Origin of the sequence: Trichococcus pasteurii, assembly GCF_900112935.1 — a bacterium.
In the GTDB taxonomy this organism is placed as follows: domain Bacteria; phylum Bacillota; class Bacilli; order Lactobacillales; family Aerococcaceae; genus Trichococcus; species Trichococcus pasteurii.
In genome coordinates, this window is the sequence record NZ_FONM01000002.1 from 63,042 (window position 1) to 75,666 (window position 12,625).

15 protein-coding genes and 2 tRNA genes are annotated in these 12,625 nt (G+C 46.1%); 16 read left to right on the forward strand and 1 reads right to left on the reverse strand.

The genetic code is table 11. The features are described 5' to 3' along the window. Positions 1–7 precede the first annotated feature (7 nt). The 6 genes from BM184_RS02625 (at position 8) to BM184_RS02655 (ending at position 4,820) form a co-directional block, all read left to right on the forward strand. Positions 8–748, forward strand: a complete 741-nt coding sequence (locus tag BM184_RS02625; RefSeq protein WP_086941325.1) for a glycerophosphodiester phosphodiesterase — start codon at positions 8–10, stop codon at positions 746–748. Positions 749–776: 28 nt separating this feature from the next. Beyond that, positions 777–1,691 (forward strand): tRNA (adenosine(37)-N6)-dimethylallyltransferase MiaA, encoded by a 915-nt coding sequence (gene miaA / locus BM184_RS02630; protein WP_086941808.1) that lies wholly within the window; start codon positions 777–779, stop codon positions 1,689–1,691. Positions 1,692–1,729: 38 nt separating this feature from the next. Continuing rightward, positions 1,730–2,989: a GTPase HflX gene (gene hflX, locus BM184_RS02635; RefSeq protein ID WP_086941326.1), complete on the forward strand. Its 1,260-nt coding sequence runs from the start codon at positions 1,730–1,732 to the stop codon at positions 2,987–2,989. After that, positions 2,973–4,229, forward strand: coding sequence for a methionine gamma-lyase family protein (locus tag BM184_RS02640; protein WP_086941327.1), 1,257 nt, complete (start codon positions 2,973–2,975; stop codon positions 4,227–4,229). Before hflX ends, BM184_RS02640 begins: the two co-directional genes overlap by 17 nt. 175 nt (positions 4,230–4,404) lie before the next feature. Beyond that, a tRNA-Arg gene (locus BM184_RS02650) sits at positions 4,405–4,478 on the forward strand. A 268-nt stretch (positions 4,479–4,746) separates the two neighbouring features. Further along, a tRNA-Arg gene (locus tag BM184_RS02655) sits at positions 4,747–4,820 on the forward strand. Positions 4,821–4,906: 86 nt separating this feature from the next. Here the strand turns inward: BM184_RS02655 and BM184_RS02660 are convergent. After that, positions 4,907–5,212: a hypothetical protein gene (locus tag BM184_RS02660; protein ID WP_177208511.1), complete on the reverse strand. Its 306-nt coding sequence runs from the start codon at positions 5,210–5,212 to the stop codon at positions 4,907–4,909. Positions 5,213–5,447: 235 nt separating this feature from the next. On the opposite strand from BM184_RS02660, the gene BM184_RS02665 reads away from it, so the two are divergent. From BM184_RS02665 to fabZ, 10 genes are all read left to right on the forward strand, one after another. Further along, positions 5,448–5,786: a DUF2187 domain-containing protein gene (locus tag BM184_RS02665; protein WP_086628185.1), complete on the forward strand. Its 339-nt coding sequence runs from the start codon at positions 5,448–5,450 to the stop codon at positions 5,784–5,786. 282 nt (positions 5,787–6,068) lie between these two features. After that, positions 6,069–6,530, forward strand: coding sequence for a fatty acid biosynthesis transcriptional regulator FabT (fabT, locus tag BM184_RS02670; protein WP_177208512.1), 462 nt, complete (start codon positions 6,069–6,071; stop codon positions 6,528–6,530). A gap of 4 nt (positions 6,531–6,534) precedes the next feature. Next, complete coding sequence (locus BM184_RS02675) at positions 6,535–7,512, forward strand: beta-ketoacyl-ACP synthase III (protein WP_086941330.1); 978 nt, start codon at positions 6,535–6,537, stop codon at positions 7,510–7,512. A 24-nt stretch (positions 7,513–7,536) separates the two neighbouring features. Next, positions 7,537–7,764 (forward strand): acyl carrier protein, encoded by a 228-nt coding sequence (locus BM184_RS02680; protein ID WP_068622893.1) that lies wholly within the window; start codon positions 7,537–7,539, stop codon positions 7,762–7,764. Between the two features lie 25 nt (positions 7,765–7,789). Continuing rightward, complete coding sequence (gene fabK, locus BM184_RS02685; RefSeq protein WP_086941331.1) at positions 7,790–8,749, forward strand: enoyl-[acyl-carrier-protein] reductase FabK; 960 nt, start codon at positions 7,790–7,792, stop codon at positions 8,747–8,749. A gap of 21 nt (positions 8,750–8,770) precedes the next feature. Continuing rightward, a complete protein-coding gene (gene fabD / locus BM184_RS02690) occupies positions 8,771–9,697 on the forward strand; it encodes an ACP S-malonyltransferase (RefSeq protein WP_086941332.1) in 927 nt (308 codons plus the stop codon). 29 nt (positions 9,698–9,726) lie between these two features. Continuing rightward, positions 9,727–10,458 carry a 3-oxoacyl-[acyl-carrier-protein] reductase gene (gene fabG / locus BM184_RS02695; protein WP_068559704.1) on the forward strand — a complete coding sequence of 244 codons (732 nt, stop codon included), beginning with the start codon at positions 9,727–9,729 and terminating at the stop codon, positions 10,456–10,458. A 15-nt stretch (positions 10,459–10,473) separates the two neighbouring features. Further along, on the forward strand, positions 10,474–11,709 hold the full coding sequence (gene fabF, locus BM184_RS02700; protein WP_086941333.1) for a beta-ketoacyl-ACP synthase II: 1,236 nt from the start codon (positions 10,474–10,476) through the stop codon (positions 11,707–11,709). A 3-nt stretch (positions 11,710–11,712) separates the two neighbouring features. Continuing rightward, positions 11,713–12,174, forward strand: a complete 462-nt coding sequence (gene accB / locus BM184_RS02705) for an acetyl-CoA carboxylase biotin carboxyl carrier protein (protein ID WP_086941334.1) — start codon at positions 11,713–11,715, stop codon at positions 12,172–12,174. An 18-nt stretch (positions 12,175–12,192) separates the two neighbouring features. Next, the gene (fabZ, locus tag BM184_RS02710) at positions 12,193–12,624 is read left to right on the forward strand and encodes a 3-hydroxyacyl-ACP dehydratase FabZ (protein ID WP_068559698.1); all 432 of its coding nucleotides are present in this window, start codon (positions 12,193–12,195) and stop codon (positions 12,622–12,624) included. Position 12,625: the final 1 nt, after the last annotated feature.

The window sequence follows — 12,625 nt, forward strand, 5'->3', positions numbered from 1 at the left end:
GAGGAGATTGGCATACACTAAAATCATCGCTCACAGGGGCAGTCGCGGAACCCGGCCAGAAAATACGCTGGAGGCTTTTCAGGAAGCTCTGAAAGTTGCAAGCGACGGCATAGAGTTGGACGTCCATTTGAGCAAAGATGGTGAGGTCGTGGTCATCCATGACGAGACCGTGGACCGCACGACATCCGGAAAAGGCTACATCAAAGACATGACGCTGCAGCAATTGAAGGAATTGGACGCCGGCAGCTGGTTCGATCCGAAATACAGTGACGCCCGCATCCCGACACTTCAAGAGGTATTGAACCTATTGGCGGATAATCATTTTACAGGCGTCCTCAACATCGAATTGAAGACGGATGTGTTCCAGTATCCCGCAATCGAAGAAAAGGTGCTTGCTTTGGCAGAACCCTATCTTGCCCAGTTTTCGGTCATCTACTCCAGTTTTCATTATGAAACCTTGAAAAGAATCAAAGCGCTGCGCGGGGAATCGGAAATTGCCTTGCTTTTCAGCAAGAAAGGGAAGCAGCAAATGAATCTTGGTGAAGGGATTGCCGTGGAAGGCTGGCATCCAAAATTCTCGATACTGCGCAGTTTGCCCCCTTTCGAACAATCAAAGATCCCGCTTCGCGTTTGGACGGTGAACCGGAAGGTCGAAATGCAGGTCTGTCTGCGAAAAAATATCGATTCGATGATCACGGATTATCCGGAACGCGCACTGCAAATGAGAAAGGTGATTCAGGGTGTCTGAAACAACAAAGAAAAAGTTAGAGAAAATCATGGTCATTGTCGGTCCGACAGCAGTGGGGAAAACTGCACTGAGCATCCGACTGGCAAAAAAATACAATGGTGAAATCATCAATGGTGATTCCATGCAAGTATACGCTGGGTTGGACATCGGGACGGCGAAAGTGACCGAGGAAGAGGCGGAAGGCATCCCGCATCATCTTTTGGATATCATTCCGGTGGAGCAGGACTACACTGCGTCCGATTTCAAAAGGGACGCGAGACAGGCCATCGAGTCGATTCTGGCAAGAGGCAAGCTTCCGATTGTCGTCGGAGGTTCGGGACTTTATATAGAAGGACTTTTGTTTGATATGCAGTTCGGCGGGGTGGCTGCCGAAGATCCTCACTACCGGAAACAACTGGAAGCTGAACTGGAACGGACCGATGCCATGCATATATGGAGGCAATTGCAGGAGAAGGATCCCAAAGCGGCTGAACAGATCCATCCGAACAACAGCAGAAGGGTGATCCGCGCTTTGGAAGTGATCCACTTCAGCGGGAAACGCTTCTCGGATCAGGCCGACCGGGAGGCAGACCCTCATTATGATGCGCTGCTGATCGGACTTGACACCGAGCGCAGCATCCTTTACGATCGCATCAACCGACGCGTGGATCTGATGGTCGCTAATGGTCTGGTTGAAGAAGCGAACGCTCTTTTTGACAGGCAATTGCCCGCCAAGACGCAGGCTACAAGAGGGATCGGCTACAAAGAATGGTTCGGTTATTTCAATGGTGAAGTCACATTTGCAGAAGCCGCAGAGCAGCTGAAGCAAAATTCAAGGCGCTATGCCAAACGGCAGTTGACCTGGTTCCGGAACAGAATGAGCGGCATCCATTGGTTTGACTTGGTTCAGAATGACCACGAGATGCAGAAAATCGAAGAATTAGTCGAGTCGTTCTTAGCCTAATAGATGAGAAAGAACGAATAAAGAAAGTTGGAAATTCTATGGAAAATACGAAAGAAAAAGTAATTCTGGTGAACGTTCAGACGAATCAAACAGATGAAGCCTTTGAATATGAACTGAGGGAACTGGCTGAATTGACCGAAACCGCGTTAGGGGAAGTTGTCGGCGTATTGACCCAAAAGAGGGAACGTAAAGATTCGCGGACCGTCATCGGCAAAGGGAAAGTGGAAGAGCTGGTGAATTTGTGTGCAGAACTTGAGGCGGATACCGTCATTTTCCAGCAGGAGCTCTCTTCTAAGCAGGTACGCAACATCCAAGAGACTGTCGACTGTAAGGTCATCGACCGGGTCCAGTTGATATTGGACATTTTTGCGATGCGCGCCCGCAGTAAAGAAGGGAAACTTCAGGTTGCCTTAGCGCAGTTGAGTTACCTGTTGCCGCGTTTGATGGGTCAAGGCGTTAATTTATCCCGTCTGGGCGGGGGGATCGGAACAAGAGGACCAGGTGAGACAAAACTCGAGACCGACCGCAGACACATCCACAGTCAGATGCAGGAAATCAAAAAAACATTGGAAGAAACAGAGTTGCACCGCCAAAGGGCAAGAGAAAAACGCCATGCCAGCGAAGTCTTCCAGATCGGATTGATCGGTTACACGAATGCAGGCAAATCGACGATCATCAACCGTTTGACCGATGCAGCAACGTTGGAAGAGGACAAGCTGTTTGCGACTCTGGATCCTTTGACAAGGAAGCTGACGCTGCCGAACCAATTCCAGGCTACCATAACCGATACCGTAGGCTTTATCCAGGATCTTCCGACACAGTTGATCCATGCCTTCCATTCGACCTTGGAAGAGAGCCGCAATATGGATGTGTTTTTGCACGTGGTGGATGCTTCGACTTCCTTCATCGATCAGCATGAAAAAACCGTCTTGGCGCTGCTGAAGGATCTGGATATGGACAAAACACCGATGTTGACGATCTACAACAAACGGGATCTTGCCGGTCCGGATTTCCAGCCGCGACTCTTCCCGAACATCGTTATTTCCGCGCTTGATGATGGCGACATCAACCGATTGAAGGACTTCCTCTGGGATGAAATCGCCAAAATGTTGGTCCCATATACAAAGGACATCGATGCAAGCGGCCCTGAAGCCCGGACGATGAATAAGATGCAGCAAGAGACCTTTGTAGAATCGATCGAATACATAGAAGAAACCAACGCATACCGCTTAAGAGGGTACGCTAAAAGCAATTCAAAGTGGTTAGGAGACAAAGCAACGGATGCAAGTGACGAATAAAGAAGAAATGCTGGCGGAATTAGTCGGAAAAGTGGACAACAAAATCCAGCCCGTTTTTAAAGAGATACAGGAGAAGGCTTTATCGAATCAAGGCAAGGTGCTGGAAGCTTTCCGGAAGCACCGTGTCAGCGATTACCATTTTAACCCGAGCACCGGCTATGGCTATGACGATGACGGCCGCGATACGCTGGAGAAAGTCTATGCGGAGGTTTTTCAGGCTGAAGCCGCTTTGGTCAGGCCACAAATCATTTCCGGAACACACGCTATCTCGACTGCGCTCTTCGGAGTTCTGCGCCCCGGAGATGAATTGATGTACGTGACCGGAACGCCATATGATACGCTATTGGATATTGTTGGTCTTACCGGGAACGGGATCGGCTCCCTGAAAGAGTACAATATCGCATATCAGCATATCGATCTGTGTGCGGACGGCAAAGTGGACATTCCGACGGTCCTGGAAAAAATCAGCCCAAAAACAAAAATGATCGCGATTCAACGCTCCCGCGGCTATGCAGCAAGACCCTCCTTTACAATAAACGAAATTAAGGAGATGATTGCAGCAATCCGACCGCATGTGGGTCCGGAAACCGTCTTTTTTGTCGACAATTGCTATGGGGAATTTGTCGAAACACTGGAGCCGATTGAAGTCGGAGCCGACCTGATTGCCGGCTCCCTCATCAAAAATCCGGGCGGCGGCATCGTAAAGATGGGCGGTTACCTCGCCGGCCGGGAAGACCTGATCGAACGGTGTGCGTACCGTTTGACAACTCCGGGTATCGGCCGTGAAGCGGGAGCCTCACTCTACAGCCTTTTGGAGATGTACCAAGGTTTGTTTTTGGCGCCCCATGTTGTCGGTGAAGCGGTGAAGGGCGCTGTCTATACAGCTGGATTGCTGGAGGAGTGCGGCGTATCGTCCACCCCTGCTTGGGACAGCCCACGCACTGATCTGATCCAGATGGTCGCATTGCCGAGCAAGGAAGCTATGATTGCTTTTGCTCAGACGATACAGAAATATTCCCCGGTGAACGCAACGGTCAAACCGATTCCGGCCTATATGCCCGGTTACGAAGATGATGTCATCATGGCCGCCGGAACCTTCATTCAGGGCGCAAGCTTGGAATTGACGGCAGATGGCCCGATCCGACCGCCTTATCTGCTCTACGTGCAGGGCGGACTGACCTATGAACACGTCAAATTGGCAGTAACAGCAGCAGTGAAGGATACGTTTTTCGCACAATGAGTTGTGATTTCGGGCTGAGTTTAATGTACACTCAGCCCGAAAATCACTTTTTTGGAAATAAGGAACTCAAAAAGCAGCAAAAACTCAGAACCTTCCTGCGAAATAGTATTGACTTTGAGCTGGTTATCGCCTATACTGTTAAATGTTGTGAGTCGTTCTGATGGCTCAAAATTTTGTCTCAATAGCTCAGCCGGATAGAGCATTCGCCTTCTAAGCGAACGGTCGGGAGTTCGAATCTCTCTTGAGACGTCATATCTGTTTTCAGGATCATAAGTCCATGACAGAGAAACGGTTGCATTCGTGATGAAGCGGATGCGACGTTTTTTTTCTCAGGGCAGCCTGATGGTCCGGGCAGTGGATGAAGAACGCGATAAAATTGTCTCTTTGTTGCAACAGTGAAATATTTTTTGGGAAATAGTCAAAATTATGGTGACAACTTAAATGGTTTGCTGTATAATCATTTCTTGTGACACCGGTTTGAAACTGCTCCAAATTTGTTTTGCCGAATATGAATTTTGTCTCAATAGCTCAGCCGGATAGAGCATTCGCCTTCTAAGCGAACGGTCGGGAGTTCGAATCTCTCTTGAGACGTATAAAAAAAATTAAAAAGCCCGCTGCAAGGATCTGATCCTTGCAACGGGCTTTTTCTGTGGCAATGATTTTGAAGTTTCATGAAATCAATCCAGATATTCAAAGACGTTTTTTGTCGTTTCGTCGAAAACAACCTCATGCGAATCGCTGTTCTCAATTTTTTTCAACGGGAAGTTGGTGCGGTAGATGCTCTGGTCTGGGAACTGCTCCAAATAAATGACAAAATTTTTGGGATAAAAACTTACCATTTTCGTGAATACATGATCCTGGTCGATGATGACAGTCTTCACTTCAGACATGCTCTTTACCCAGTAAGTATCCACATTGAAATATTCCCCTGGATGAACCGTGTATTCATATTTCAGTATTGTAATAAGATCATTCAACATCATAAATCCCTCCTAAACAGAATGTTAAAATCTTCACATCCTCATTATACCTCATAGCGAGCAGATAATTAATACCTATTTAGAATGAAATTGCGGGCACCAGTCAATAATTTGAAAGATATATTCCGATGTTAAAGGCAATAATTGGAAATTTAGGCTAAATTACGGAAAGTGTGGTATACTACTACTTGTAAGTCTGTTGTAGTTCCTGGTTCTTAAAAGTGAGGCGATAATGGAAATGGTACGAAATATTACTAACGAAACGAAAACCATGATTGAGAGCGAATTACGTAAGGGTACGAGCAACTCACGTATTGCGAATCTGCTTGGCGTGTCGTATGAGCAGGCTTTGGAGGTCGTCGATGCCATCAAGGAATCTATACGGCCTGAAATCGGTGATGAAATAAAATTTACCTTCCGCAAGCAGGAAATGGTAGGGGTAATCCGGAAATTATTGACAAATAGCGCCGTCGTAGAAATTTATTGGGATTTATCCTCCGGCACAATGAAGGACATCTGTGAGGATAAAACGATTGTGAATTTCAAAGACATTGAAGAATTTGTTAAAGTTGACTAATACATATATGAAAAGGAGCGGCGATCATCGCCGCTTCTTTTTGTTGCAGAAGTCCGTATCAGGCGGCTTTTTCATCCCGCAGATTGCCGCAACCAGTTTGACTTGGGAAGAATCAATGAATCTTGCAACACCGGAAGATATTAGAGAAAAATTATTATCGAAATGCTTGACAGGTTGTATAAAATTTTATATAGTTTGAAAGTCGAAAGGTTTGAACATCAAACTATTTTGACCTTCAAACTAATGCGGTTTGATTGGGCGTCGAAAGGGGGAGTGATATCTTTGGATCATTCCATAGATAAAATTAACTCATATCTCGTAGCTGTCTTCAATGAAGTGCTGGATATCGAAGAAGGTGCATTGCGTGTCAGTTCATTTTCTGATCTATCCATAAAGGAGATGCATACTGTCGAGGCAATCGGCATGTATCAAGAACACACAACTTCTGAAGTAGCAAAAAAATTGAACATAACTGCGGGAACTTTGACGGTGGCCATAAACGCTCTGGTAAAAAAGGGGTATGTCGAACGCATTCGGATGGAGAAAGACCGCAGAGTCGTAAAACTAGGATTAACCAAAAAAGGACGCTTACTGTATCGTCTTCATGATAAGTTCCATAGAGAGATGGTAAAAAATACCATTCGCGATATGGAAGATCAGGAAGTGAAAGTTTTGCTGAAAGGCCTAAACAATCTTCACGGTTTCTTATTTGGGTTAGTTCAAAATATCAAGGAACAGGGTTGATAAAATGGGTTCAAAAATTAGCGCAACGGGACATTATCTTCCTGAACAGATCATCACAAATGATGATCTTGCTAAAATCATGGATACAAGCGATGAATGGATCAGCAAGAGAACTGGCATCCGCCAAAGGCATATTTCGAAGGATGAGAACACTTCGGATTTAGCCAGCAAAGCCGCTCTTAACATCCTGAAGGATAGAAATATTACTGCGGATCAAATCGATTTCATCATCGTGGCAACAATGACAGCGGACGCTGGAAGTCCATCGACTGCCTGCCTGGTTCAAGAGAAAATTGGTGCTTCAAAGGCCTTTTGTTTTGACATCAATGCAGCCTGTTCGGGATTTGTTTATTCTTTATCCACCGGGATCCATTTGATGCAAAGCAATTTATATCAATATGGCTTGATCATTGGTGCAGAAACAATGTCGAAAGCAGTCAATTGGGAAGATCGATCGACGGCTGTCCTGTTTGGAGACGGTGCAGGTGGCATATTGTTGGAAAGAACGGAAGACGACTGTTTTGTTGCAGAAGACATCCATTCTGATGGCGGACGCCATGGAGCCTTGGTGTCGGATACAAAAAAACTTAAAAGTCCGTTTAGCGGAACCGCGGAAGAGGAGCAGTCCTACCTTACGATGGATGGCAGAGCAATTTTTGATTTTGCAATCCGGAGTGTGCCGGATATGATCCGGGACGTAATGCTGAAAGGCAATCTCGTCGAAGGCGATTTGAAGAAAATCATAGCTCATCAAGCCAATATCCGCTTATTGGAAGCAATCAGCAAAAAGGTAAAATTACCTTTCTCATTGTTTGCCAGCAACATTGCGGATACGGGTAATACTTCGGCGGCCAGTATACCTATTTTGTTTGACCAGCTCGTTCAATCTAAAGAAATTCAACTCGGCACCAAAGATAAGGTGCTGATGACAGGATTTGGTGGCGGCCTCACTTGGGGAGCCATCGTAGTATCATTAAACTAAAAAACATATTTGGAGGAATTTATTATGACATTCGAAAAAATTCAAGCTATTATCGTGGACCAATTGGACAAAGAAGTAGAAGAAGTACAATTAGCAACTAACTTCAGAGAAGACTTGGATGCAGACAGCTTAGACTTATTCCAAATCATCAACGACATCGAAGACGAATTCGACATCAAAATTGAATCAGACGAAGGCATCAACACTGTTGAAGATTTAGTAAAATACGTTGACGCTCAATTAGCAGAATAAGCAGTAGAAGGAAAGTAGGCCTTGTATGAAATCAGAATTATGTGAACTATTAGGTATTCAATATCCCATCATTCAAGGGGCAATGGCGTGGGTAGCGGATGCTGATTTGGCAAGTGCCGTTTCCAATGCTGGTGGATTGGGTCTTATCGGGACTGGACATGATAGTGTGGATGTAGCGAATGAAAAAATTTCGAAAATGAAAGCATTGACGGATAAGCCTTTTGGTGTAAACATCATGCTTTTGAATCCGCATGTCGATGCTATTGTTGAAGCAGTGATCGCTGCCGGCGTTAAGGTTGTCACAACCGGCGCCGGAAGTCCAGCCCGTTATATGAACCAATTCAAAGAAGCAGGCATCACAGTCATTCCGGTTGTGGCTTCAGTAGCTTTAGCGAGAAGAATGGAGAAAGATGGCGCACACGCTGTCGTCGTCGAAGGTATGGAATCCGGTGGACACATCGGAAAAACAACGACACTTGCCCTGGTTCCTCAGGTTGTCGATGCCGTTTCCATTCCAGTCATCGCTGCCGGCGGTATCGGAGATGGACGCGGGATGGCAGCTGCTTTCATGTTGGGCGCATCTGCTGTTCAAGTGGGTACCCGTTTTGTAGTTGCCAAAGAATCCAATGCACATCAAAATTTTAAGAATGCCATCCTTAGAGCGAAAGACATCGATACAGTCATTACCGGTCAGATTACCGGACATCCTGTTCGTGTGTTGCGCAATAAATTGACCAGAGAATATCTGCAAGTCGAAAAAGAAGAGACAAGCAAGGAAAATCCGGACTTGGCAAAACTTGAAGAAATGGGCAAAGGCGCTCTGAGAAGAGCGACTGTCGATGGTGATAAAGACTACGGTTCGATGATGGCTGGACAAATTGCCGGTTTGATTTCGAAGGAACAAACGTGTCACGATATCATACAAGAGTATATGACGGAATGCGAACAAGTTATTTTGGCTCAAGCTAAATTGTGGGCTGAGTAACAAATTTATAGAGGTGAAATAATGGCAACAGCTTTTGTCTATAGTGGTCAAGGTGCACAATATTTCGGCATGGGTCAAGAACTTTATAACGAGTATGCCGTTGTGCGCACTGTTTTTGAAGAAGCCTCTGCAACTCTTGGTTACGATGTTGCAGAACTATGTTTCCAAGAGAATGACAAGCTTCATTTAACTGAATATACACAACCAGCAATCTTAACGGTTAGCTACGCCCTTGATCAATTACTAGCTGAAAAGGGAATTCAGCCAGATTTTGTTGCAGGATTGAGCCTCGGAGAATATACAGCACTGGTGAAAGCCAATGCTTTTTCTTTTAATGAGGCTATTTCGCTCGTAGCGAAACGCGGCAAATATATGAGCGAGGCAGTGCCGGCAGGCCGTGGCAAAATGGCTGCCGTCATGAATGCGGAACGTTCCGTCATCGAAGAATCTTGCCGGGAAGCAAGCGAGACAGCTTATGTCGCGCCTGCCAACTACAATATGCCGACACAGATCGTCATCGGCGGGGAAATCGAAGGCGTAGATAAAGCTATCGAGATTCTTGAGTCCAAAGGCGTGAAACGCATCATCCCGTTGAACGTCAGCGGTCCTTTCCATACGGCTCTGTTGCATCCTGCAGCGGAAAAATTGGAAGTGGCTTTGTCTGAAGTGATTGTCGATGAGCCTAAGATTCCTGTCGTAGGCAATACCGAAGCGACCATCGTAGCAAGAGACGCCATCAAGGGTCTTTTGGTGCGTCAGATCGAATCGCCGGTATTATGGGAAGACAGCGTCCGCAAGCTGGTTGAACTGGGTGTGGACACTTTCGTGGAAGTCGGCCCGGGCACGACTTTAAGCAAATTCATCAAAAAAATCAATAAAGAGGTCGCTGTATACAATGTGGAGGATTTGAAATCCCTCAACAAGACCCTTGAAGCATTACAAAAATGAGAAGATCAGACAAGAAATGAGGGATAGTCTTGGATTTAAAAGGAAAGACGGTCATCGTCACTGGTAGTTCAAGAGGAATCGGGGAAGCCATCGCTGAAGCGTATGCGAAGCGTGGAGCCAATATCGTTCTTAATGCACGCAAACCGATTGCTGAAGAAAAAGTTGCGCATCTGGAGTCATACGGCGTAACTGTCAAAACGCTCCTGGGCGATGTCAGCGATTTTGAGACTGCCAAAGAAATCGTCAGCCAAGCCAAAGAACTGTTCGGTTCCGTTGATGTTTTGGTTAACAATGCAGGTATCACCCGCGACAAATTGATCATGCGCATGGATGAAGAGGACTTTGATGCCACTTATCAAGTGAATCTGAAGGGCACCTTCAACATGATCCGCCACGCTTTGCCGCTGATGCTGAAGCAACGAGCCGGCAGCATCATCAATATTTCAAGCGTCGTCGGTGAAACAGGAAATACAGGGCAGGCCAACTACGCTGCCAGCAAAGCCGGCATCATCGGATTGACGAAATCTGTCGCCCGTGAAGCTGCAACAAGGGGCATTACTTGTAATGCCATTGCTCCAGGATTCATCGAAACGGAAATGACGGATGTTCTTTCAGAGAAGATTCAGGAACAGATGTTGACGCAAATCCCATTGAAACGATTTGGAAAAGCCGAAGAAGTGGCAAACACAGCTGTCTTCTTGAGTGAGAATACTTACATTACCGGCCAGACCATCAGTGTCAATGGCGGCATGTACATGTAAGACAGGAGGATAATTATGAATCGCGTTGTTATTACAGGTATGGGTGCTATCACACCTTTAGGAAATACAGTCACTGAATATTGGGACGGCATCAAAAACGGTAAAAACGGTATTACGTCCATCACTAAATTTGATGCAAGCGAAACGGGCATTTCTGTCGCAGGCGAAGTCAAGGACTTCGATGCGACCTTATATATGGACCGTAAAGAATACAAGCGTATGGATCTGTTTTCGCAATATGCGGTAGCAGCCTCAGCTCAAGCCGTGGAACAAAGCGGCATCGATATGGAGAAAATCGATGCGGACCGTTTTGGTGTTACCATCGGGTCTGGTGTCGGAGGTTTCATCACGATGGAATCCGGCATCATCAAAATGCATGAAAAAGGGCCGAAACGCGTACCGCCTATGTTCGTACCGATGGCGATCGGAAACATGGCGGCAGGAAATACTGCCATCAAATTCGGGGCTAAAGGACCGAGCATGGACATCGTTACTGCTTGTGCTTCCGCGACAAACTCAATCGGAGAAGCGTTCCGCAGCATCAAACATGGTTATGCGGACTTGATGCTTGCAGGCGGATCGGAAGCTACAGTCTGCGAAATCGGCATCGCTGGTTTTGCGGCATTGACGGCTTTATCCACAAACACTGATCCGGACCGTGCATCCATTCCTTTCGATAAAGAAAGAGATGGTTTTGTCATGGGCGAAGGTGCGGGAATCTTGATGCTTGAAAATCTTGATCACGCACTGGCACGCGGCGCAAACATCTTGGCTGAAGTTGTCGGATACGGCGTCACCTGTGATGCTTATCATATGACGGCTCCATCAGCTGACGGAAGCGGTGCTGGCAAAGCGATGATCCAAGCGATGAAAGAAGCGGGCATCACTCCGGCGCAAGTTGATTACATCAACGCTCACGGAACAAGCACACCTGCAAATGATTCAGGCGAAACGGCTGCAATCAAGTATGCATTCGGCGAAGAAGCGTACAACGTTGCTATCTCAAGTACAAAGAGCATGACTGGACATCTACTGGGCGCTGCCGGCGGTATTGAAGCGGTTGCCTGTGTCAAAGCCATCCAGGATAATTTTATGCCTCCTACAATCGGATTCCAAACTGCTGATGAAAATTGCGACCTGGACTACATTCCGAATGTTGGACGTGAAAAAGAAGTCACCTACACATTGAGCAACTCGTTGGGCTTCGGCGGCCATAATGCCGTACTATGTTTCAAAAAATGGGAGGCTTAATACGTGAATATTGAAGATGTAAAAAGCCTGATTTCCTTGATCGATGAATCGACCTTGACTGAGTTGCATTATCAGACAGGCGACTTTCAACTCTTGTTGTCCAAAAATAAGTTGGTTCAATCTAACCAGCAGTCAAGCGACAGCATTCCGGCAGCAGCTCCAACTCCAGCAGTGACTGCTCCGGTCCAAAACATCAAGGAGGCCGTTTCTGAAGCGGCTGCTGCAAAAGAAGGAAAGATCATCACTTCTCCGATTGTCGGCGTTGTATACTTGGCACCGACTCCTGATGCAAAACCTTACGCCATTAAAGGCCAGAGCATCGCAAAAGGCGACGTCGTCTGCTTGGTGGAAGCAATGAAACTTATGAATGAAATCAAAAGCGAATTTGATGGGGAAATCGTTGAAGTGTTGGTTGAAAACGAACAAATCGTTGAGTACAACCAACCGCTGTTCCGCATCGTCTAATAAAAGGAGACTAATAAAATGAGTTTATTAAGCGCACAAGAAGTAATGGATATCATCCCAAACCGCTATCCGATTTTCTTCATCGATAAAGTTGAAGAATTGACACCAGGCGAACACATCGTCTGCTACAAAAATGTAACAATCAACGAGCCTTTCTTCCAAGGCCACTTCCCTGGAGAACCAGTAATGCCAGGCGTATTGATCGTTGAGGCGTTGGCTCAAGCTGGTTCTATTCCTTTGTTGACATTACCTGATTTCAAGGGACAAACAGCTTACTTAGGCGGATTGAATAAAGTCAAATTCCGTCAAAAAGTTGTTCCTGGAGACGTTTTACGCCTTCAAGTTGATATCGTCAAATTGAAAAAATTTGCAGGTATCGGTTATGGACAAGCTTTTGTCGGAGACAAAAAAGTTTGTGAAGTTGAAATGACATTCATCATTGGTAGATAAT

Bases quoted from the DNA above. Each gene is read 5' to 3' on its own strand.
- BM184_RS02675 (WP_086941330.1), top strand. From the start codon at position 6,535: ATGGGTTCAAAAATTAGCGCAACGGGACATTATCTTCCTGAACAGATC.
- fabF (WP_086941333.1), top strand. From the start codon at position 10,474: ATGAATCGCGTTGTTATTACAGGTATGGGTGCTATCACACCTTTAGGA.
- fabZ (WP_068559698.1), top strand. From the start codon at position 12,193: ATGAGTTTATTAAGCGCACAAGAAGTAATGGATATCATCCCAAACCGC.
- fabD (WP_086941332.1), top strand. From the start codon at position 8,771: ATGGCAACAGCTTTTGTCTATAGTGGTCAAGGTGCACAATATTTCGGC.
- BM184_RS02640 (WP_086941327.1), top strand. From the start codon at position 2,973: ATGCAAGTGACGAATAAAGAAGAAATGCTGGCGGAATTAGTCGGAAAA.
- BM184_RS02660 (WP_177208511.1), bottom strand. From the start codon at position 5,212: ATGATGTTGAATGATCTTATTACAATACTGAAATATGAATACACGGTT.
- BM184_RS02665 (WP_086628185.1), top strand. From the start codon at position 5,448: ATGGTACGAAATATTACTAACGAAACGAAAACCATGATTGAGAGCGAA.
- BM184_RS02680 (WP_068622893.1), top strand. From the start codon at position 7,537: ATGACATTCGAAAAAATTCAAGCTATTATCGTGGACCAATTGGACAAA.
- miaA (WP_086941808.1), top strand. From the start codon at position 777: ATGGTCATTGTCGGTCCGACAGCAGTGGGGAAAACTGCACTGAGCATC.
- hflX (WP_086941326.1), top strand. From the start codon at position 1,730: ATGGAAAATACGAAAGAAAAAGTAATTCTGGTGAACGTTCAGACGAAT.
- fabK (WP_086941331.1), top strand. From the start codon at position 7,790: ATGAAATCAGAATTATGTGAACTATTAGGTATTCAATATCCCATCATT.